Raw genomic sequence first — 20,432 nt, 5'->3', positions numbered from 1 at the left:
ACCAACAAAGAAAAAACTCTTAACATAAAAACCTCCACATAAGGAAAATTAGCCTTGAGTAATACTCAAGGCTAGGGTAAATTTAGGTAATTAAGGTAAAACCTACCTTACCACCCAAATATTCTTTTGATGCCTCTGTAAATGTCTCCACCCAACGCACCTAAAGCTCCGCCAGCAATAGCACTACCAATATAAACAACAGCTGGTGCTAACTCACCTTGAGTATCTTTCAACTCCTCTTCACTTAGCAATACGACATTGACATCATTTGCATTCGCTCCAAAGAGAGCCTCTAACTCTTGGCTTTGTAAGCCACTTACACTTTGCTGAGCTCGCACTTCAATTGCGCTAAGCACTGAAGCACCAAGCATTGCCACAAATAAAAAAGTTGCTAGCTTTTTCATTTTTTACTCCTTTTAAATAGATTTTTGTGCCTTGTCATATAGACAAGGCGCGAGAGAAATTATATACTAAATAATCTAATATGTCAATATTTATATTATATCTTAAACGACAGCATTAGAGAAAGCGAGGAGCTTTTATACTGCGTGGTTTCAAGTAATTGTGCATTGCCAAAGATGATGACATTACTCGCTACTTCATACGCCACGCCGAAGTTATACCCTAGCGATGAGCCCTGCGGTGCGTAACGCACCCCATTGATAGAATCCGCGCTCCTATATTGATAGCTCACTCCTGCATTAAGCGAGACATACGGATTGACTGCGAAGTAAATGCTAGGAATTAGACTAAAGACTTCGCCACCATTGACACTCCTCCCCGCAAATCGCTTATCTAAATTTAGCCCAAAGCTCGCTTGAAGCAAAAATACGATAGGGTCAGCGGTGTAGTAAGTCGTAGCAAAAAATGAGTAGCCCTTGCCATATTGCAAGGCGGACTTTGAAGAATCGCCAGCATTTAATGGCGTAAAGGTGCTCTTATCGATGACATCGACACTCCCACCCACAAGCAAGGCTGGGGCTTTGCCCTCTCTTTTTGCCTGCACGAGCACGCCGAGATTCCACGAGTTGAAGTCGCCTTGTGAGGTTGAGACATAGGCATTACTCGTTGTATTGGTGCTAAGGCTATTTTGCCAATACGCATTTATGGTGCTAAAGAGCTCCACGCGCTTAGTCAAGCCATATCGCCCATAAAGTGAAAATCCAAGATAATCTTGGTTAGTGTTTTGCGCCCCGCTTATCACAGGGATATTGATAAAGCCACCTTGAGGATTTTGCACAGGCACAGTGGTAGAAGAGAAGCCCTTGCTTAGGATATTGATATACGAAAGCGAAGTGATAAACCGCCATTCTTTATTTTTTGATACCAGCTCATCGACACTTATGGGTGCGCCACCTAACGCGCACGCCACACCACATATTAGTATAAATACCCTAAGCAATCGCTGCATTTTGAACCCTTAAACAAAAGCTAGATTCTATAATGTCAAAGCATAGAATCTAGCCCTATTAAGCAAAGCTAATGCCTAAGAGACAGCTCTGCTTAGAACTTCACGCCAAGCTCGACCATTGCTTGCGCATTTTTAGTCGCTGGGTAGTTTATAGCAGTAGGCGTTGCGCCATAGTTTGTAGAGGTAGAAGCATCAAGCATTTGATACTTGCCTACAAGGCGTAAAAAGGCCTGCACTTCTTGGCGTCCCTCAAGCATCGCAAGTGCTAAACTCGCGCGAATGATATGCCCCTGCGCCTTAGCTGGGTCAGAGTTGATGAAGCGATACTCCACAGAATCTTTCAACGCGTAGCCATAGCCCAAGCTCCACTCGATATTATTCCCTGTGCCTGCGGGGAACTTCCCATCAAGCTCCACACCGAAGTAAGGCACTTTGACATCTACACCATCTTCTTTAATGCGTGTGCTGTAATTATCTGCCGCCGCAAACACATTGACATAAAAGGGCACTTCTTGTGAAGCGAGATTCACACCTAGTTTTACGCTTGTATCATCAAAGCCACTGCCAGAGTTCGTGCCACCTACATCATCTGGCAAGCCCGTAACTTTGCTTCTACCACGAATGTAAGCATTTCCTCTGTAATTCACCACAAGTTGTAACAACTCTTGTGGTGTAGCGAAACGCACGCCAAAGCCAATATATCCAATGTTTTGGTCATTGATATGCGCACCTTGAGCATTATGGTCTGCATAGCGATAGCCTAAAGAGAAGCTAATCCCACCGCAGTAATAATCTGTGCAAAGCGCACTTAAGCCACTGATACCAAACACACTTGCTACTACAATAGCACCAAGAACTTTTCTCATTGAAGTCTCCTTAATGATAAAATTTTCTTTAACTTTAACCAAGTTAAAGTAATAAGATTTTACTTATAAAAAGTAAATGGATATATATATATATATATATCGAATTTTTCTACAACTTGTAACGATTAGGCGCAAATAAGGGCTTTGTTGGAAATGGAGATTCCCAAGCTCCTAAGCCCTAATGTCCTAAAACTCTAAACCAATCTCTACCATTCCCACATAGCTACTGCTTGCAGGATAGCTCTTATCCACACCATTGACTTGCACGATTGCAGAATCTTTAGCCGTGTTGTAATATCTACCAATCAAACGCAAATATGTCGAAACGCTATCGCTAAGCACATAAGACGCTCCTACACTTGCTTTAATCATATAGTTAGCACCAGCACCCACTCTGGAATCTACCCCATCAAGCTTATAATGCGCATAGCCTAGCCAGCCATATCCCGCGCTATAAGTGATACTAAGCGCATTGCCCGCGGGGATTATCCCCTCTATCTCACCACCAAGCGTGATAAGCTCACGCTCAACACCCTTGCTATTTGAAGTATCGTGCAAATAAAGCTCACCAAAGAAATTTACAAAAATAGGCGCGTTTTTACTTGCGATATTGACCCCAATCTTTGGAGTGAAAACAAGGAAATGATTTGGGGGATTGCCTAAATCCGCTAAAGTCGCACCAGAAAGGGTGCTGTTACCCGCACCAAATTGCACACTTGAATATGACTTTATCCTGCCTGTTACCTTATATGCCTCTAATGAGACATATCCGCCACTTGATTCCACGCCCGCATTTGAGCCATTAAACTTCGAGTAAAGCCCGCCCACACCAACGCTAAAGCTCGAGCAGTCCTCGACACAAATCGCGTGCGCGCTACTTACTATCCCACCTGCTAGAAGCAAAACAAACATTTTGTTTTGTAGTTTTGATAACATTGTCAAACTCCTTATGTTGATTTTGTTTATATGTTAAATATCGTTAGTAAAAGTAAATGGCGGAGAATGCCACGACATTGACATCATTAGCATTCGCACCAAAGAGAAGCTCCAACTCTTGCTTTTGCAAGTTAGGTGTTTGAGTATCGACCACTTCATTAGCCACAAGCCCATTGGCTCCTAGCACCGCCACGATTCCTAAAGAAAGAAAAATGCGTTTCATAGCGCACTCCTTATGGTAAAATTTGTGCTTTGTCAAATAAATGACAAAGCACGAGATAATTATATGTTAAAAAACATAATATGTCAATATTTATTGAATATAAATTTTTAAGTATATTTTTTGGCTATCTCTGTTGCTTTTTGCAAGGCGTCTTTTATTTTGGATTCTATCGCGTGAGAATCTACCCCCTCCATTTTCACGCCCGCTTGGGCGAAGTCATCTCTGCCCCCGCCATTGCCTCCCAAACTCTGCGCTACACTCTTTACCCACTCGCCCGCTTTGATGTTGGCATTTTTCACGCCTGCGACAAGCAAGATTTTGCCATCATTATATGAAGCGAGCAAAACCGCCACACCATTTGCGCCGTGCTGATTTTTGGCATTATCCACCGCTTCTTTGAGCTCGGCTATGTCTGCGCCCTCGATACTTTGCACGATGAGTGTTATGCCATTTACTTGCTTAGCTTGCAAGGTTTTGGTGCTTAGATTTCCACTTGCACCGCCATTTAAAGCCCCGCCCTTTTTTGCCATTTTCGCGCTTTGCTTGAGTTTGGCGATGGCTTCTATTATGTTGTTGCTTTTTAGCTCTAAGCGCGCTTGTTTGCCCTCATTGAGCGCGTTTTTAGCGTATTCATAGCCCGCACGCCCGCATACCGCTTCGATTCTGCGCACCCCACTTGAGACACCACTCTCTTTGACAATGTAAAAACTGCCGATTTGCGCGGTGTTTGGCGTGTGGATTCCCCCGCATAGCTCGATAGACTCCCCAAAAGTGATGACGCGCACTTCCTCGCCATACTTCTCGCCAAAGAGCGCGCACGCGCCTTTTGCTTTTGCCTGTGCGATTGGCATTATCTCGCATTGTTGAGAATCCCCCTGCCAAATCCGCGCATTGACACAATCTTGGATTTGCTCGATTTGCTCGCTACTTAGGGCATTTGGGTGGGAGAAGTCAAAGCGCAAGCGCGTAGATTCTACCAGACTTCCTGCTTGGGCGATATGAGAGCCCAAAATCTCTCGTAACGCAAGGTGGAGCAAATGTGTCGCGCTGTGGTGCTTGGCGATTTCTGCACGCGCATTAGAATCCACATTAGCACAAATTGTCTCGCTTGCTTTGAGTTCGCTTTTGACTTGCACTTGACTAAGATTAAGCCCAAAAAACTTCTTTGTATCCACCACTTCTGCGAGAATCTCGCCACACCCACCGCTTTTTTTAGAATCTAAAATTCTAGTATGTGCGGTGGTGCTTTGCGTAATCGCTTCGCCCTGCGAATGAGGCGCACTAGAGTGTGCGCCGCAGTGAAGCGGGGCGGAGGGATTGCGCGAATGATTACCCACAGACGAATTTATGGGGGGATTTAGTGTGCCTTTATCGCCTATGGGTCCTCCAGATTCTGGATAAAACGGCGTCCTATCAAGCATTACCCAGCCACTCTCGCCACTTTTGAGAGATTCTACGCGCTTAAAGCTAGAATCAAGCAACGCCAAAATCTTAGATTCCGCGCTCACGCTCTCATAGCCCACAAACGCATTTTCGCCAAATTCGCTTAAAAGCGCGTTAAAATCGCCATTTTTCACTTCATCGCCACTGCCTTTCCAGCTTTTCTTGGAGCGCGATTTTTGCTCGTTCATACATTGTTCAAACGCCTCTAAATCCACTTCGATTCCACTCTCACGGAGCATATCTTGCGTCAAATCAAGCGGGAATCCGTAAGTGTCATAAAGTTTGAATGCCACTTCCCCGCTAAAAATGTGCTTTATGCGCGTTGTCTTTTCGGTGCTTTTGCGGGAGTCTTCGCGCTTAGCTTCGGTCATTACCCCTTTGGTAACTCCCTCGCTTCGCGCTTGACAACCCACAAAATCCCTCGAAAATACTTCCGCTCGAGAATCTTGCTTGCTTGATTTTAAATCAGATTCTGATTTTTTGTCCTTTTTCGTGGTTTGCATAAGTTTTTGCAATTCCTCATTAAAGAGTTCCATTCCCGCTTCGATGGTCTCAAAAAACCGCGCTTCTTCGTTTTTGCATTGCTCCATTATCGCGCTTTTGCGCTCGAGCAAGTAGCCATAATGCGCGCCCATACTCTCGCACACTTCGCCCACCACTTCGTATAAAAAGGGCTTTTTAAGCCCCAGCAAGTAGCCGTGTCGCACTGCTCGGCGCAAGATTCTGCGAAGCACATAGCCTCGCCCCTCTTTGTCGAAATTTACCCCTTGCGCAAGCAAAAATGCCACGCTCCGTGAATGGTCAGCGATGACGCGAAAAGACGCTTGGGCTTTGAGCAATTCAGCTTTTTGCGATAAATCTGCAATGTTGTCATTTTGAGCGGAGCGAAAAATCTCTTTATTGTGCTTTGAGATACTTCGGGCTTGCGCTGAAGTATGACAATGCGTTGTGTCATTGTGGCAATCCAAAATCTCATCATCGCGCACATAAGCTAGCCCTGTGAGATTTTCGATACACGCCATTAAGGGCGCGAAAAGCGAAGTGTCGTAATTATTGATTTTGCCCTCTTTGAGCGCATACACGCGCTCTAGCCCCATTCCTGTGTCGATACTTGGGCGTGGCAGGGGGGTTCGCACGCCGTCTTTTTGCTCATACTGCATAAAGACAAGATTCCAAATCTCTAAAAATCTATCGCCCTCTCCGCCGAAATAATCCTCGCTTCCGTTGAAATACCGCTCCCCTTGGTCGATGTAAATCTCGCTGCAAGGTCCGCAAGGTCCGCTATCCCCCATTTGCCAAAAATTATCTTTATCGCCCATTTTTTTGATTCGTTCTGGCGCGATATGCTCCTGCCATAGCTCGTAAGCCTCATCATCGCTTGTATGCACCGTTACATACAGCAGGCTTTTATCAAATTTTAAAACCTCCGTTACAAACTCCCACGCAAAGCTAATCGCCTCGCGCTTGAAATAATCCCCAAAGCTAAAGTTACCCAGCATTTCAAAAAGCGTGTGGTGGCGGGCGGTGTAGCCGACATTTTCTAAGTCGTTGTGCTTGCCACCTGCGCGGATACATAGCTGTGAGCTAGTCGCACGCGGAGGCGTGGGCGTGGGAATCTTGCCCGTAAAAATGTCTTTAAACTGCACCATTCCCGCGTTTGTGAAAAGCAAACTGCTATCATCAGGCACTAAAGGCATAGAATCATAGATTGTATGCCCGCCTTGCGTGCTAGATTTTGCGCTATTTGGAGATTGCGCGCTAGAATCCGTGCTCGCGTGTATCGTGTCGCTAGATTGTGCGTTTGTCTCGTGTGCTTGAGATTTTGTGTCTAGTTTGCCTTGCTTGCTCGCAAAAAATTCCAAAAACAACGCCCGAATGTCCATATTATCGTTTTTCATACACCCTCTAATCAATTAAAATTTTACAAAATGAAGAATTTTAAACAAAAAATTAAAATTCTTAGCTACACTAGCAATTTCTATTCTAAATTTAACATAAAGGATACACAATGCAAAACTTGCAAAAAAACACAATAACAAAAGGTGCAATCGCACTAGGATTAAGCGCGATTCTCGCTTCGAGCGCGATAGCTGAAGATGATGGCGCGTTTGTCGGGCTAGAAGTAGGATTAACTTCTGTCAAAGCAGAAGCAAAGGCGACTTCTCCAGCACCAGTGACGAACACAGCTAAAGATATTCTCCCAAGTCTAGCGATTAAGGGTGGATATAAGTGGTTTTTTGGTGATTCTAAGCGATTTGGGACACGCGCGTATGGAATGATAGGCGCGGGCACAGGAAGCCTCACACAGCTTAGCACCACACTCCCTGCAGCTGGTGGGAATGTGAGCTTTATCTCAGGCACACAGCATACTTACTACACGACTTATTTAGATTATATGGTGGGTGCGGACGCACTTTTAAACTTCGCTAATAGCGATAGTTTTACATTTGGTCTCTTTGCTGGTGTAGGACTTGGCGGGACTACTTGGATAGCTAATGGTGAAGATTTCGAGCCAAAGGGTGGCACAGGCAAGGGCAGGAGCTATGCGAATTTCCAAGTCGCGCTCAATGTAGGCTTGCGCGCTAATATCGCTAAGAGCCACGGAATCGAAGTAGGAGGGAGATTCTACCTACCAGATGCAGAGATTTTTAACGCCGTAGGCGCGACCACAGTTCAGGGCACTACTACTACTACTACTACGCACGCTCGACCTTGGGCGGTAAATGTAAGCTATATCTTTAGCTTTTAAGTCTTTTTGTAAGCCCCAAGTTTTGACTTTGGGCTTGCGCTTCATAAACAACTACTTATTTATCCCTTGCACTAATCTCCACAGCTAACACAACATTCTTTACCACAAACCTTACAAATCCATATTGCTAAGCTAAAGAATCTAGATTTCGTCATACTGAGGGTGAAACCCGAAGTATCTTAAAGCGCAATAAAGAGATTTTTCGCTATGCTCAAAATGACAATAGAGATACTTCGCTATGCTCAAGTATGACAAAATAGAAATTTTTGGTTTCATCTCAAGGACGACAATGTAATCGCTCGTAATGACAATATAAGTGTAAGATTCTTTGGATACACTTATATAAATATCAATACACAAAGGATTTAATATGGCAATCCATAACGCTAAACACAAGCCATTTGTAGTAGTAGGCTCACATACCAATGTGGGGAAAACTTTAGTAAGCGCGGCGTTGTGCTTTGGCTTTGGCTTTGATTATTTTAAACTTATCCAAGCTGGATTCCCACAAGATAGAGAGATTATCGCTTCACTTAGTCCAAAAACGCGCATTTTCCCTAATGGTATCACTTTGCAAACTCCAGCAAGCCCCCACATCGGCAAACAACTCGAGGGTGTGGAGTATAATGGCTTACAAATCGCCCTGCCTTGCAGTGAAAATCTGCTTATTGAGAGTGCGGGCGGGATTTACACTCCGCTAGATTCAGACTTTTGTAATATTGATTTTGTCAGTGCGAGTGGATTGCCTGTGATTTTAGTGGGTGGATATTATTTGGGCGGACTTAATCATATTTTACTCAGTCTTAAAGCGTTATCGGTGCGGAAGGTTAAAATTCTTGCGATAGTCATTAGCGGGGAGTATGAGGAGAAAATGGACAAATTTTTGTCCAAATATTACGAAATAGAGAATCTCAAGCTCGCACACTTCCCGCTGTGCGAGATTAGAGAGGATTGCATACATAAGCAATCTTTTGAGAAATCCGCGCAGGTGCTTAAAAACGAACTATGCGCGTTGAAAGTCTTTTAGATTCTCTTTATAAAAATGAGACATTTAAATGTCTGAACTTTGGACCTTAAGGCTAAAAGTGCTCGCCCACGCGTAAATCTCTTGGAGCTCTTTGGTGTTGTCTTGCTGATTGGGGGAATTATGCGTAAAAAGTGGCGGGAGAATCTCGCTGTTGCCCTTGTAATCGACTTTGGCACTAAGCACAAACAAACTCGCGGGGCGAGAAGCAAGCGGGTGGATAAAGCGCGCATATTGGATATGAAATCCTGCATTGCTAAGAGAGGCGCATACTTTGGCACTTTGGCGTGCATCATAACATAGCAGGAGATTCCCACGCGGTTTGAGTAAAGACTTCGCCTTTTTACATAAAGAATCTAAGGGCAAGCAATCTTGGAATCTCGCACGCGTTTTTCGCTCATTGGGGCTTTTAATATCGCTATGATAAAAGGGCGGATTAGAGATAAGATAATCAAAGCAATTTTGCTCCTCTAAGCGCAGGGAGAGAAAATCGGCATTATGGATTGTGTAATCTTGCGCGAAGTTCGCATTATGCGCGTTTTTTTCTATCAACGCGCAAGATTTAGAATCTATCTCTACAAATTCGAGCTTTAAGGGCATTTCACGCGCGCACAAAAGCCCTAAAATCCCACAGCCCGCGCCGACATCAAGCAAATGCGCATTTGGCTTTAAAAAATCTTTGGCAAAATGCGCGAGGATTAGGCTATCGGTATTGTAGCAATAGCCATCGCTAAATTGATAGAGATTTAGCGTAGCCATAGCCTAATGTCCTCTCCATTATGACTAAGATGTGTAATGCTAAAATCTTGCAATGCGTTTGGCAGGCTTGTGCTTGGCGGTTGGTGCTGTGTGTAGAAATTCGGCGCGATATGGAGCAACGCCATATCAATATGCTCGCGCAACACACTTAAGAGGTTAAACCCGCCCTCAATAATGCTAAACCCACGCTCTAAGCCCAGCTCGTTTGGATTTGAGGCTATGTGTATATCGCGCCCCTTTGTGTGGGGGTTTTGCGTGCTATCAAAGTCCTCACGCGCCAAAATGCTAATGTGCGGTAAATGCGTGCTATCAAAGGGAATCTTAGCAAAACGACAATCAAGTTTTGGCAAATCGTGTATAAAAGTCTTGCTTGAGAGGACAATTCTTTGGCTCACTGCGCGTTGATTATGCGTAAATATTTGAGAATCTTCCCCCGAAATGCGCCCACTTGTATAATCACCATTCAAGCGTGTGGCAAGTTTAAAAAGCCTAAAGGCATTACTCTTTTGATAGCACAAAAACGGGTAGAGCAACTCTTGTGCTTGCTTCTCACAGATTCCCATTTGGACTTCTATGCCACTATCTTGCAAGACTTTCGCGCCTCCTTGCGCCTCTTTAGTGGAATCTTTCGCGCCGATGATAACGCATCTTGGCTTGAGCACTCTAAGCAATTCCGCGCAAGGCGGAGTTTTACCAAAATGCGTGCAAGGCTCTAAGCTCACAAATACAACACAATCATTAAACACGCCTTGTGCGTGTTGGCAGAGAAATTCGTGCAGTTTGGCAACTTGGTTACTTGTAATAAGAGAATCGAGCTTGCTTAGCGTCTTTGTGTCCCCACGCTCTTTAAGCATATCTCTAAAGGCACTGCTAAAGGCATCAAGCTCGGCGTGTGGCGTGCCAGATTTTTTATGCACGCCACGCGCGAGAATGCCCCGATTCTCATCAAAGATAAGCGCGCCCACGCTTGGGTTTGGCAAAGTGAGCGTTTGATACTCCCACGCGAGCGTGATTGCTTCACGCATAAGGATTTCATTTAGCCTGCCTTGCATTCGTGCGTCCTAAAAATCAAACACACTCTTTGCCTTTTTAATCTCGCTAAAGGCAATAAACACGGGGGAATCTTTGGCTACTTCAAGGGTGATACCCTCATCGCTCACATTTGATACAATCCCGCGCACTTCGTCTTTATCGCTCTTTCTCACCACGATTTCATCAAAGAGACTAAGCTCAAAATGTCGCTTTGCCTTTAAGACTCTCTCTAAGCCTGCTGAGCCCACTTCTAAGACATAAGAATCTTCCTCATCAAGCTCTACATCAAGCATTGGAGAAAGTGCAGTGCTAAAACGCGCACACTCATCGATACTCACACTCTCGCGTTTCTTATTGGCGTTAAGCTCCTTTACCACCAGCACGCGCAAAATATGCTCCTCATTTTCCTTGCACCAAAACATATCATACAACGCGAGATTAAGCGAGCCAGCAAGTGCCTCAACCTTGCTAATAAGTGTATTTAGCAATGGTTTTGGCATTATTGCTCCTTTGCGGTGGCTTTGGGATTTTTACAATCACCTTGCGCGTGAATCTTAGCAAAAATCGCCTCTAAACTCTGCGCCTCACTCAAGCTATCATCAAGCACGAAGCTAAACTCGGGGCATTTAAACCACGAAGTCGCGCTTAGCGTGTATTGGGCTAAGATTCCCTTCGCTTTATTGAGCGCACGCAGGATTTCCTCTCTTTTGTCCTTTTCAATCCCGCTTGATTCTATAAATACCTTAGCGTGTTGCTTGCCCTTTTTGCATTCCACCTTGCTCACACAAAGGTTGTTAATAAGCGGGTTGTTAAGCTCACTTAGCGCGGTGCTTAGCACTTCTTGGAGGAGGCTTTGAGTTTTTAGCGTTTTGATGTTTTGCATTATGCCTCCTTAAAATGCGCAATGCAAGAATCTAGACGGATAAGTGCCTGCTCTCTACCAAGCACAAAGAGTGCGACATTCACACCAATGCCCCCTGCCCTGCCAAGCAAAGCAAGGCGCAACAAAGGCATTACTTGCCCGAGCTTTAAGCCTTGAGATTCTATGAAATTATGGAGCAAAGATTCTATCTGGCTTGGATTTGTCGCGTTGCTCAGTCCATTACTAAGAATCTCACGCAACGCACTAAGCAACTCCAACCCCGCGCTATCAAGTTTTTTAGCGAGTTTTTCATCATAATGCGTGGGTGTTTGCAACACGGCGTTAAGATTATGAGAAAATTCAACCAAAGTTTGACTCCGCTCCTTTAACTCGGTAAAAAGCGTGTCCCTTACGCTCTCATAAGTCGCGTTTGGATTGTGCGAGGCAAGCCACTTTTGGAGATTCTCACAATCAAAATCTGCTAAAAGCGCGCTAAGCTCATCATTTGGCAAATGTGTGATATAGTGATGATTAAGCCATAGAAGTTTTTGGAAGTTCGCGCTTGAGGCAGAAGTGTTGAGATTGCTTGGATTAAACCGCTCTAGCATTTCTTGGAGTGAAAAAATCTCCTCATCGCCATAGCTCCAACCAAGTCGCACAAGGAAATTTAGCAAACTCTGTGGCAAGTAGCCAAGTTTTTGATACTCCATAACTCCCACTGCGCCATCACGCTTGCTGAGCTTCTTGCCCTCTTGGTTTAAAATCATCGGCAAATGATAAAACTTCGGCACACTAAACCCAAGTGCTTGATATAAAATGATTTGCTTTGGGGTGTTGTTGAGATGGTCATCACCACGAATCACATCGGTTACGCCCATTAGCGCGTCATCAATGGTAACGACAAAATTATAAGTAGGGCTGCCATCGGCGCGGGCGATGATAAAGTCATCGATTTCCTTTGCCTCAATGCAAATCTCGCCTTTCACGCCATCAATAAAGCGAATTTGTCCGCTTAATGGAGCTTTAATCCGCACCACAGGCTCAACTCCTTTTGGAATCTCGCCACTAAACTCGCGGTAGCGGTTATCATATCGCCATTTTGTGCCTTGAGATTCCGCTTCTTTGCGCAAAGATTCTAATTCCTCCTTGCTCATATAGCAATAATACGCCTTTTTTTGCTCTAAAAGCTCTTTAATATAGCGCGCATAAATATCAAATCGCTTGCTTTGATACTCTACTTCCCCGTCATAAGAAAGCCCCACCCACTTAAATGAATCAATAATCGCCTGTGCGGCATCTTCGTTGTTCCTCGCTGTGTCTGTATCCTCAATGCGGAGTAAAAACTTCCCGCCACTTTGTCGCGCATAAAGATAATTAAACAACGCTGTGCGTAATCCGCCAATATGCAAATAGCCCGTAGGAGAGGGCGCAAATCGTGTAACAATCATTGTGAAATCCTTAGAATCTATGTGTAAATCTTTTTTAAATAAGAGAGCTTCGCGCTGGCATTAAGCAATAACAAATCTGCTAAAATCAGCGCAAGCTGGGCTTGAGCGACCACGCTACCACGAATGGCGATGCACGGGTCGTGCCGTCCTTTGACTTCGCAAGTTTGCACTGCTCCTTGCGTGTCTTGAGTGGATTGTGGGAGAGAAATGCTAGGCGTTGGCTTAAAATACACGCGCACCACGATTTCTTCGCCATTGCTAATCCCACCGAGCATTCCACCACTGCGATTACTCATAAAGCCCTGAGAATCCATACAATCGTTATATTCGCTCCCTTTCATCATAGCAGATTCTTTCCCTGCACCGATTTCCACAGCTTTCACGCCGTTTAATCCTAACATTAACGCACCAATAGCAGAATCTAGCTTATAATACAACGGCTCGCCAAGCCCAATGGGGACACAAAAGGCTTTGATTAACGCCACGCCACCCACGCTATCGTGCGCTCTTTTTGCTTCTAGCACGCGCTCTTTTTGTGCTTGGGCAAGATTTTCATCAAGGGTGAAAATCTCGCACTCTTGCGCACGCTCAAAATCACTCAAGCCAAAATCTAATCGCGGGGATTGAATCTCTCCCACACCGATAATCCCTCCGCCTATGCGTATGCCAAATTCTTGCAACAAAAGTTTAGCAATCGCGCCACTTGCTACTCTAAGTGCGCTCTCGCGCGCCGAAGCTCTGCCACCACCGCGATAATCCCTAATGCCATATTTGTGAAAATAAGTAAAATCGGCGTGAGATGGGCGAAATATATCTTTAATGTTTTCATAGTCTTTGGACTTGCTCGCGTTATTGGCGATATAAAGCCCGATTGGCGCACCTGTGCTCACACCATTAAACACACCACTAAGAATCTCCACCTCATCAGCTTCTTTACGCGCTGTGGCATAGGCATTCCTCCCACCTTGTCGCAAGAGCATTTGAGCGTGGATAAACTCCTCATCGATACGCAATCCCGCTGGAATCCCATCAATCACACACCCAATTCCTTTGCCGTGTGATTCTCCAAAGGTGCTCACGCGTAGGCGCGTCCCAAAAGTGTTCATTCCTCATTCCTTAATTTCTTATACACGATTTTTGCGCATTTTTGCTGTGCTTTTTTCTTAGAACCTCCACTTGCACGGGCATATTCCTTATCATCTAAAAACAAAGCCACTTCAAAGGTCTTTTTGTGGTCAGGTCCGCTTTGATTGATAACCCTGTATTCTGGGATTGCGTTAAAGCGTTCTTGGGTGAGCTCTTGGAGAAGTGTTTTGTAATCGCTTGAGAGGCTAAAATCAATTTTTTCATAGCAAGATTCTAGCAATTCATAAGTGATTTTGCTCGCCACGCTAAGACCAGATTCTAAATACACTGCGCCAATAATCGCCTCAAAAGTGTTAGACAAAATAGAGTGCTTGTGCCTGCCCTCATTGTGCTCCTCACTTTGAGAGACAAAAATATACTTGCCTAAATTTAACTTTAATGCAAATTTTGCTAATCCACTTTCGCTCACAATACACGCACGCAATTTAGACAAATCGCCCTCATCATCACGCGGAAACTTCCTAAAAAGATACTCACCAATAAGCAAGTCCAACACCGCATCGCCTAAAAATTCCAAGCGTTCGTTATTAGGCGCATCTTTACAGCTACGATGTGTAAGTGCCTTTATCAACAACTCCTCATCGCTAAAGTAGTAATTGATGGCTTTTTGCAATTCTTCTAAGTTTGCCTTATTGACTTCGCTCAAGTCCTCCACCTCTAAATCCTTGATAAAGAAATCCTTGAAAGTTGCCTAGCCATTATAGCAAAAATACTTTTTTATGGAATCTAATTTGCTACACTTTAGCGCAAAAATAAACCAAAATAGGCATAGAGAGGCAGTTGTATGAGAGTGAGTGAGGCAAAAGAAATTGTAAGGGGGAAGCTCATCGGAATCCCATCAATTAGTGAATTTGAAAACATCACAAGCCTTGCAGATAAAATCAAGCGTGGGTGGCTTTTCATAGCCAGAGATTGCTCGAGTGCCACTCTTGCTAAAGCTATCGAAAATGGCGCGTATGGTGTGATTTATGCCAAAGATTCTCTTAATTTAGAGCAACGAGATGAAGAAATCGCGTGGATTGAAGTTGATGACTTGCAAGATGCCGTTGTGCGCTTGGTGCGAGATAGTATTTTGCGCAATGATATTGATGTTGTGAGTTTTAGCGAGATTCAATGTGCTATTGGTGCACAAATCATCGTGGATAGAAGTGTGATTTTTAGCGATGGGGATTTTTTCGCCCTTTTGGAATCTCTCACCCCTCACACGCGCTACATAATAACAAACGAACAAAAACTTCTTACTATCGCCTTTAATGTTCTATCCCTACTTAAACCGCTTAGTATGCCTTTTAACCTCATTTCTTACACGCTTTTTGATATGCGCGTTTTTTATAATTCAAAAGAATACTTGCTTAATATGCCATTTTTGTTTGTCGATGATTTGAGCGCGGTGGTTGGCTTTTGTGAAGATAGAGGCGTTTTGTTTGATATAGCAAAGTTTCAATCACTCCCCTTTTTAAAGCCAAACTTTATCGACTCTTTTGGTAGGCGCAAGGAATATGGCGAAAGCCAACGCGTGCTTATCATAGAAGAGAATCTGGGTTATTTTGAGAACTATGTGCGTTACTTGGATAAATTTGCCAAATGGGGGAAAAAGGTCTATCTTTTACCCAAAGACAAAGAGCACGCGAGCTTTATGTTTATACACGGACAGCGGTTTTTGTTTTACAAAAATTATGAGGAAATTTTCCACTTTATAAGAAATGAAGAATTTAACTTTATGCTTATTTTTGGCTTACATAGCGATGGGTTGGCACGCATTTTTGAACTTGCTGCATTTGAAAATGCTCCAAGTCTCTTTGATGGGGTTTGCTAGGACTAAGGACAACTTTAAAATTTTGGGGGCAGAGGTGAATTTCTACTTAGAACAATATCTACAACACAAAATCAATCAACGCAATCAAAGCAGGGACTTTATGGCATTTTTAGAAAGCCTTCGTGCGTTGGATTACATAGATGATGAATTTGAGCTTGTCTTAAAGCCAAAGGACATTCAAAGCAATGGAATCGTTTTACAACCCAAAAAACCCCTAAGTGCTGACAAAAAAGAGCGCATACTCTCCATTGCTAAATCTCTCAAGCCGTGGCGCAAAGGACCATTTTTCATTGATGATTTGCATATAGATTCTGAATGGCGGAGCTGTATAAAGTTTAATATCCTTGCTCCGCACTTGGATTTGGAGGGCAAAAGTGTGCTTGATATGGGGTGCAACAATGGCTATTATCTCTTTGAAATGCTTCGTTTCGCGCCAAGAGAGCTTTTTGGGTTTGACCCAAGTGCTGCAAGCAAAGCGCAATTTGACTTTATCAACCATTTTGCCAAAACTCCTATTGCATTTTATCGTTTGGGAATCGAGGAATTGCGAGACTTTTGCGAAGCACACAACAAGCGATTTGATAGTATCTTTTGTTTGGGTGTGCTCTATCATCGAAGCGACCCCATTGCGAGCCTTAAGCACTTGAGCGTGGGGCTGAAAAAAGGTGGGGAGTTATTTTTGGATTGTTTGTTGTTTGAAAACGAACAAGAGGTTTGTTTATGTCCAAAACAAAGCTATGCAAAAATGCGTAATGTGTATTTTATCCCTAGCATTAGTGCCTTGCAAGGCTGGTGTGAGCGAGCTGGGTTTGGGGAGTTTGAACTCCTCGCGCTTAACCCCACCACTACACAAGAACAACGCAAAAGCGATTGGATAGATTCTCTTAGTTTAGAGAGTTTTTTAGACACCAACGGCAAGACTGTGGAGGGATATGAACCTCCGCTTAGAGGATATTTTAAACTAAAAAAACTATAAGGACACACAATGGATGAGCAAAATCAAGAGCAACAACCACAAGATGGAAGCACCGCCCTAGAAACCGATGATATAAATGTTTGTAAGGATTTGTATAATTGCGGGAATATCACAAAATTAGCAAAAGGCAGGGCGGTAGTGCGATTCGTGCCTGATGAAAATATGGTTATGGATAAAAATGAACGCAACCAACTCATTCATTCAGGCTATGTGTTTAACGCTGCCTCTTATGCTGCAATGGTAACTATAAATAAGCGGTATAGCATAATGATTGCCTCTGATGTGAAGTTTTTAGCACCTATTGAATTAGGACACGAAGTGTTTTTTTATACTCAAAGTATCCAAGATGATAGCAAAAAATGTGAAGTTAAAGTAGAGGGCTACTTGCTTGATATTAAAATTTTTGACGCGGTGTTTCATATCGCTGTGTTTGATAAAGCTCCGTTTTCTATCGCACTGGAAAAAATGAACTAATACCCCCTGCGCTAAGATTCTCCAAATACAACAACAAAATTTACTTAAAGTGTATTTTGATAGATTAAAAGCATCGCTTGCAAAAAGCTACCTCCTCTTACCACAACAACATAAGAGGAGGTATCAACAACAAATAAGGAAGGAAAAAGATGCTTGTTTCAGCCCAAAACCCACCCAACCTAAGCTTGATGCACCAAGCCATAGCCTAAGCATCTTTTTAGAATTATCATAGTAGCACAAAATTAAGAATGATATTTAAAAAATCAAATTTTTAAATATTTGACAACATTATACACAAAAAATAGTAAATGAAAAACAAATAATCGTTCTTATATATAAATTTTGTAACTATTTTCTTATAAAAGTAGCTACTTAAAGCCTGCCACGAGATTCCCAACCAATAAATTAAATCCATCAACGAGCACAAACACGAGAATCTTAAATGGCAGTGAAATCATCACAGGTGGAAGCATCATCATACCCATCGCCATAAGCACCGAACTTATCACCATATCAATCACAAGAAATGGCAAATAAAGCAAAAATCCTATCCAAAACGCTGTTTTGAGCTCGCTAATCATAAATGCTGGAATAGCCACAGTAAGTGGCACATCGTCCATTGTTTGAGGATTATCAAGGTTGCGGATTCTAAAAAAGAGTGCCAAATCCTTCTCACGCGTATTAGTAATCATAAATTCTTTAAAAGGCTTGATAGCAATATCAAACGCCTCATCATAGGAAATCTTGCTCTCACTATATGGCTTAATGCCCTCATTATAAGCCCTTGTAGCGATTGGCTCCATAATAAAAAATGTCAGCACCAACGCCAATGAAACTAGAATCTGCGTAGGTGGGGATTGTTGTGTGCCAAGCGCAGTGCGCAAAAATGCAAACACAATCAAAATCCGCGTGAAACTTGTCATCACTAGCACAAGCGAGGGCGCGAGCACCAAAAGCGTGATGACTATGATGATATTAAGCGTGCTTACAAGCTCATTTGGCTGGCTTGGTGGTGTAAGCGAGAGATTAAGCTGTGGAATCTGCACCGCTGGAGGCATTTTCACATTTGGCTTAGATTGTATATCTTGCGTGCGCCTCTCTGGTGTAACCTTATCTGGCACTTGTGGTGCAAGAGGACGGATATTTGGCTCTTGTGGCAAATAGGGATTTTCTACTTCAATCATATAAGGGTGGGTTGAGCCATCAAGGGTTTGTTGTGGTGGCACTTGCGCGGGCACTTTTTGTGTTTGTTGAGATTCTACATTTGCGCTTAGCGAGACAAAAAACGCAATACAAAGAAATAATGCCCTTAGTGCTTTCAAACCAATCCTTTGGTGTAATTTCTTTAAAATCCGCGATTATAGGATTTTATGTGTTAAAATTCCATAAAAATGACTAAATTTCAAGGAATCTTAATGAAAAAATGCGCTAAATTGGAAATTTTTTCACATTCAGTTGTTATTTTATGCGCTGGAGCTGGCACACGAATGAAATCCCACACACCAAAAGTCTTACATACGCTTTGTGGGCGCAGTATGATTTCGCTTATCTTGCGCGAGAGCCTACCAATAAGTGATGACATACATATCGTGCTCTATCATCAAGCCGATGAAATCACAGATTCCATTATGCGTGAATTTAGCGAGCATATCCCCTCACACATTCACTTCCACACCCAAGACCACAAAAACTATCCGGGCACGGGTGGGGCGTTAATGGGGGTAAAATGCAAGTATGAAAAAATCCTCGTGCTAAATGGTGATATGCCTCTAGTGCGCACCGCAAGCCTCCAAGCCCTATGCGCAAGGCGAGAATCTATCGTGCTAAGCGTGTTTGAACTAGCAAATCCGCAAGGATATGGGCGTGTGGTGTTAGATTCTAAAAAGGGGGTAAAAAGCTCGCCTCAAGTGCAAGCAATCATCGAGGAAAAAGACGCTAACGCCAAGCAAAAGGCGATTACAACGCTCAATGCGGGCGTGTATGTGTTTGAAAAATCCTTGCTTGGAACCCTTTTGCCACATTTATCAAATGCCAATGCCCAGCAAGAATACTATCTCACCGACATTATCGCTCTTGCGCGCGATGCAAATCTCCTTAAAAAATGCAAAATTACACGAGCCATAGACATTGGCGCGGAGTTTGTAAATAGTGAAGAGTTTATGGGGATAAATTCCAAAGCACATTTAGCAGACGCCCAAGAAGTGCTTTTAGCACGATTGCGAAATGAGGCAATGCAAAAGGGCGTGCGCTTTGACATTCCACAAAGTGTGTATATCGAATGTGGCGTGGAGTTTATCGGGGAGTGCGTCATAGAAAATGGCGTGAGGATAAGCGGGGAGTGCGTCATAGAAGATTCCCACATTAAAGCCCATAGCGTGGTAGAATCTAGCACTATTAAGCGTAGCGATGTGGGACCCTGCGCGCATATCCGCCCAAAGTGTGAAATCATAGACACACACATTGGCAACTTCGTAGAAGTCAAAGCGGGCAAACTAAATGGCGTCAAAGCGGGACATTTAAGCTATCTTGGCGACTGCGAGATAGGCAGAGGGAGCAATGTGGGGGCGGGCGTCATCACTTGCAATTATGACGGCAAACAAAAGCATAAAACACTCATCGGGGAAAATGTCTTTATCGGCAGTGATTGCCAGCTTGTCGCACCAATCAGCATAGAATCTAGCGTGATAATTGCCGCAGGCACAACCGTAACGCAAAATATCCCAAGTGGCGCGCTCGCTATCTCACGCACCAAGCAAAGCAACAAACTTGGATTTTTTGCGCGGTTTTTTGGAGGGAGCAAATGAGTGAGTCTATACAAATCCTACTTAATGGCAAACCTCATAACACAAACGCGCAAACTATCGCCATCCTCGTAAGTGAGCTAGGCATACGAGCTCAAACTATCGCTATCGCTCAAAACACACAAGTAGTGAAGCAAGAATGCTGGGAGAGTGCCAAAATCGCGCAAAATGATGAGATTGAAATCTTGCAATTTGTCGGCGGTGGATAAACCCGCCAAAAACAACTCTCCTTGCCTGATTACTTTTTCTCTTCGCGTCTTTGGATTTCATTGATATTTAGGCTAATAAACTTATATGCCAAAAAGATGACTAAAGGCCAAAAGCATATCAAAAATAACGACCATAGCATTTCACACGCTCCTTTTTAGAAAATTTTCAAACGAATATAAATCTAACAAAAAAACCAAAATCTAGCAAAATCTAGTATGCAAAATCATAGACAATTTCGCACACAAGATTTAAAGCA

General features: G+C 43.4%; 21 protein-coding genes. 7 read left to right on the top strand and 14 right to left on the bottom strand.

The window, feature by feature from the left end; genetic code table 11:
* Positions 1-107 precede the first annotated feature (107 nt).
* The 6 genes from ACWIUJ_RS09070 to alaS form a co-directional block, all read right to left on the bottom strand.
* A complete protein-coding gene (locus ACWIUJ_RS09070; RefSeq protein WP_454170404.1) occupies positions 108-404 on the bottom strand; it encodes a hypothetical protein in 297 nt (98 codons plus the stop codon).
* 95 nt (positions 405-499) lie between these two features.
* Complete coding sequence (locus tag ACWIUJ_RS09065; protein ID WP_454170402.1) at positions 500-1,411, bottom strand: hypothetical protein; 912 nt, start codon at positions 1,409-1,411, stop codon at positions 500-502.
* A gap of 92 nt (positions 1,412-1,503) precedes the next feature.
* Positions 1,504-2,277, bottom strand: coding sequence for a hypothetical protein (locus tag ACWIUJ_RS09060; protein WP_454170400.1), 774 nt, complete (start codon positions 2,275-2,277; stop codon positions 1,504-1,506).
* Positions 2,278-2,463: 186 nt separating this feature from the next.
* Positions 2,464-3,213 carry a hypothetical protein gene (locus ACWIUJ_RS09055; protein WP_454170398.1) on the bottom strand — a complete coding sequence of 250 codons (750 nt, stop codon included), beginning with the start codon at positions 3,211-3,213 and terminating at the stop codon, positions 2,464-2,466.
* 43 nt (positions 3,214-3,256) lie between these two features.
* On the bottom strand, positions 3,257-3,436 hold the full coding sequence (locus ACWIUJ_RS09050; RefSeq protein ID WP_454170396.1) for a hypothetical protein: 180 nt from the start codon (positions 3,434-3,436) through the stop codon (positions 3,257-3,259).
* A gap of 107 nt (positions 3,437-3,543) precedes the next feature.
* Positions 3,544-6,576, bottom strand: coding sequence for an alanine--tRNA ligase (gene alaS, locus ACWIUJ_RS09045; RefSeq protein WP_454170412.1), 3,033 nt, complete (start codon positions 6,574-6,576; stop codon positions 3,544-3,546).
* A 311-nt stretch (positions 6,577-6,887) separates the two neighbouring features.
* Between alaS and ACWIUJ_RS09040 the strand changes: the two genes are divergently transcribed.
* Positions 6,888-7,628 (top strand): outer membrane protein, encoded by a 741-nt coding sequence (locus ACWIUJ_RS09040; RefSeq protein WP_454170394.1) that lies wholly within the window; start codon positions 6,888-6,890, stop codon positions 7,626-7,628.
* A gap of 370 nt (positions 7,629-7,998) precedes the next feature.
* The gene (gene bioD, locus ACWIUJ_RS09035; protein ID WP_454150085.1) at positions 7,999-8,655 is read left to right on the top strand and encodes an ATP-dependent dethiobiotin synthetase BioD; all 657 of its coding nucleotides are present in this window, start codon (positions 7,999-8,001) and stop codon (positions 8,653-8,655) included.
* Between the two features lie 24 nt (positions 8,656-8,679).
* Here the strand turns inward: bioD and ACWIUJ_RS09030 are convergent, their stop codons facing one another.
* Genes ACWIUJ_RS09030 through rnc form a run of 7 tightly spaced genes read right to left on the bottom strand, consistent with a single transcriptional unit; the run spans position 8,680 to position 14,554 of the window.
* Positions 8,680-9,411, bottom strand: a complete 732-nt coding sequence (locus ACWIUJ_RS09030; protein WP_454170392.1) for a tRNA1(Val) (adenine(37)-N6)-methyltransferase — start codon at positions 9,409-9,411, stop codon at positions 8,680-8,682.
* Positions 9,399-10,463 (bottom strand): bifunctional diaminohydroxyphosphoribosylaminopyrimidine deaminase/5-amino-6-(5-phosphoribosylamino)uracil reductase RibD, encoded by a 1,065-nt coding sequence (ribD, locus tag ACWIUJ_RS09025; protein ID WP_454170391.1) that lies wholly within the window; start codon positions 10,461-10,463, stop codon positions 9,399-9,401. The genes ACWIUJ_RS09030 and ribD overlap by 13 nt, the downstream gene beginning before the upstream one ends.
* 9 nt (positions 10,464-10,472) lie before the next feature.
* Positions 10,473-10,943: a ribosome maturation factor gene (locus ACWIUJ_RS09020; protein ID WP_454170390.1), complete on the bottom strand. Its 471-nt coding sequence runs from the start codon at positions 10,941-10,943 to the stop codon at positions 10,473-10,475.
* Positions 10,943-11,326 (bottom strand): 30S ribosome-binding factor RbfA, encoded by a 384-nt coding sequence (gene rbfA / locus ACWIUJ_RS09015; RefSeq protein WP_454170389.1) that lies wholly within the window; start codon positions 11,324-11,326, stop codon positions 10,943-10,945. The genes ACWIUJ_RS09020 and rbfA overlap by 1 nt, the downstream gene beginning before the upstream one ends.
* Complete coding sequence (gene gltX, locus ACWIUJ_RS09010) at positions 11,326-12,753, bottom strand: glutamate--tRNA ligase (protein WP_454170387.1); 1,428 nt, start codon at positions 12,751-12,753, stop codon at positions 11,326-11,328. Before gltX ends, rbfA begins: the two co-directional genes overlap by 1 nt.
* Before the next feature lie 17 nt (positions 12,754-12,770).
* Entirely contained in the window at positions 12,771-13,859 is a 1,089-nt protein-coding gene (gene aroC / locus ACWIUJ_RS09005; RefSeq protein ID WP_454170385.1) for a chorismate synthase, read from the bottom strand.
* The gene (gene rnc, locus ACWIUJ_RS09000; protein ID WP_454170383.1) at positions 13,856-14,554 is read right to left on the bottom strand and encodes a ribonuclease III; all 699 of its coding nucleotides are present in this window, start codon (positions 14,552-14,554) and stop codon (positions 13,856-13,858) included. The genes aroC and rnc overlap by 4 nt, the downstream gene beginning before the upstream one ends.
* A 129-nt stretch (positions 14,555-14,683) precedes the next feature.
* On the opposite strand from rnc, the gene ACWIUJ_RS08995 reads away from it, so the two are divergent.
* The 3 genes from ACWIUJ_RS08995 to ACWIUJ_RS08985 are packed head-to-tail and all read left to right on the top strand — an operon-like array spanning position 14,684 to position 17,165.
* Positions 14,684-15,715 (top strand): hypothetical protein, encoded by a 1,032-nt coding sequence (locus tag ACWIUJ_RS08995; protein ID WP_454170381.1) that lies wholly within the window; start codon positions 14,684-14,686, stop codon positions 15,713-15,715.
* A gap of 34 nt (positions 15,716-15,749) precedes the next feature.
* Complete coding sequence (gene cmoB / locus ACWIUJ_RS08990) at positions 15,750-16,691, top strand: tRNA 5-methoxyuridine(34)/uridine 5-oxyacetic acid(34) synthase CmoB (protein ID WP_454170379.1); 942 nt, start codon at positions 15,750-15,752, stop codon at positions 16,689-16,691.
* Positions 16,692-16,700: 9 nt separating this feature from the next.
* Positions 16,701-17,165 (top strand): PaaI family thioesterase, encoded by a 465-nt coding sequence (locus ACWIUJ_RS08985; protein ID WP_454150104.1) that lies wholly within the window; start codon positions 16,701-16,703, stop codon positions 17,163-17,165.
* 368 nt (positions 17,166-17,533) lie between these two features.
* Here ACWIUJ_RS08985 and fliP read toward each other — a convergent pair whose 3' ends face one another.
* Positions 17,534-18,223 (bottom strand): flagellar type III secretion system pore protein FliP, encoded by a 690-nt coding sequence (gene fliP / locus ACWIUJ_RS08980; protein ID WP_454151997.1) that lies wholly within the window; start codon positions 18,221-18,223, stop codon positions 17,534-17,536.
* A gap of 357 nt (positions 18,224-18,580) precedes the next feature.
* Between fliP and glmU the strand changes: the two genes are divergently transcribed.
* Together glmU and thiS are read left to right on the top strand one after the other, a co-directional pair.
* Positions 18,581-19,969: a bifunctional UDP-N-acetylglucosamine diphosphorylase/glucosamine-1-phosphate N-acetyltransferase GlmU gene (gene glmU / locus ACWIUJ_RS08975; RefSeq protein ID WP_454170378.1), complete on the top strand. Its 1,389-nt coding sequence runs from the start codon at positions 18,581-18,583 to the stop codon at positions 19,967-19,969.
* The gene (gene thiS, locus ACWIUJ_RS08970) at positions 19,966-20,175 is read left to right on the top strand and encodes a sulfur carrier protein ThiS (protein WP_454150108.1); all 210 of its coding nucleotides are present in this window, start codon (positions 19,966-19,968) and stop codon (positions 20,173-20,175) included. Before glmU ends, thiS begins: the two co-directional genes overlap by 4 nt.
* Positions 20,176-20,432 lie beyond the last annotated feature (257 nt).

The sequence above is a fragment of the Helicobacter sp. 23-1046 genome, assembly GCF_053654635.1.
This window is presented reverse-complemented; position numbering and strand designations above follow the sequence as displayed.

Bases quoted from the DNA above. Each gene is read 5' to 3' on its own strand.
- aroC (WP_454170385.1), bottom strand. From the start codon at position 13,859: ATGAACACTTTTGGGACGCGCCTACGCGTGAGCACCTTTGGAGAATCA.
- rbfA (WP_454170389.1), bottom strand. From the start codon at position 11,326: ATGCAAAACATCAAAACGCTAAAAACTCAAAGCCTCCTCCAAGAAGTG.
- glmU (WP_454170378.1), top strand. From the start codon at position 18,581: ATGAAAAAATGCGCTAAATTGGAAATTTTTTCACATTCAGTTGTTATT.
- ACWIUJ_RS09040 (WP_454170394.1), top strand. From the start codon at position 6,888: ATGCAAAACTTGCAAAAAAACACAATAACAAAAGGTGCAATCGCACTA.
- alaS (WP_454170412.1), bottom strand. From the start codon at position 6,576: ATGCCTTTAGTGCCTGATGATAGCAGTTTGCTTTTCACAAACGCGGGA.
- ACWIUJ_RS09030 (WP_454170392.1), bottom strand. From the start codon at position 9,411: ATGGCTACGCTAAATCTCTATCAATTTAGCGATGGCTATTGCTACAAT.
- bioD (WP_454150085.1), top strand. From the start codon at position 7,999: ATGGCAATCCATAACGCTAAACACAAGCCATTTGTAGTAGTAGGCTCA.
- thiS (WP_454150108.1), top strand. From the start codon at position 19,966: ATGAGTGAGTCTATACAAATCCTACTTAATGGCAAACCTCATAACACA.
- ACWIUJ_RS09055 (WP_454170398.1), bottom strand. From the start codon at position 3,213: ATGTTATCAAAACTACAAAACAAAATGTTTGTTTTGCTTCTAGCAGGT.
- ACWIUJ_RS08985 (WP_454150104.1), top strand. From the start codon at position 16,701: ATGGATGAGCAAAATCAAGAGCAACAACCACAAGATGGAAGCACCGCC.
- ACWIUJ_RS09070 (WP_454170404.1), bottom strand. From the start codon at position 404: ATGAAAAAGCTAGCAACTTTTTTATTTGTGGCAATGCTTGGTGCTTCA.
- fliP (WP_454151997.1), bottom strand. From the start codon at position 18,223: ATGCCTCCAGCGGTGCAGATTCCACAGCTTAATCTCTCGCTTACACCA.
- ACWIUJ_RS09060 (WP_454170400.1), bottom strand. From the start codon at position 2,277: ATGAGAAAAGTTCTTGGTGCTATTGTAGTAGCAAGTGTGTTTGGTATC.
- ribD (WP_454170391.1), bottom strand. From the start codon at position 10,463: ATGCAAGGCAGGCTAAATGAAATCCTTATGCGTGAAGCAATCACGCTC.
- ACWIUJ_RS09065 (WP_454170402.1), bottom strand. From the start codon at position 1,411: ATGCAGCGATTGCTTAGGGTATTTATACTAATATGTGGTGTGGCGTGC.
- gltX (WP_454170387.1), bottom strand. From the start codon at position 12,753: ATGATTGTTACACGATTTGCGCCCTCTCCTACGGGCTATTTGCATATT.
- ACWIUJ_RS09020 (WP_454170390.1), bottom strand. From the start codon at position 10,943: ATGCCAAAACCATTGCTAAATACACTTATTAGCAAGGTTGAGGCACTT.
- ACWIUJ_RS08995 (WP_454170381.1), top strand. From the start codon at position 14,684: ATGAGAGTGAGTGAGGCAAAAGAAATTGTAAGGGGGAAGCTCATCGGA.
- ACWIUJ_RS09050 (WP_454170396.1), bottom strand. From the start codon at position 3,436: ATGAAACGCATTTTTCTTTCTTTAGGAATCGTGGCGGTGCTAGGAGCC.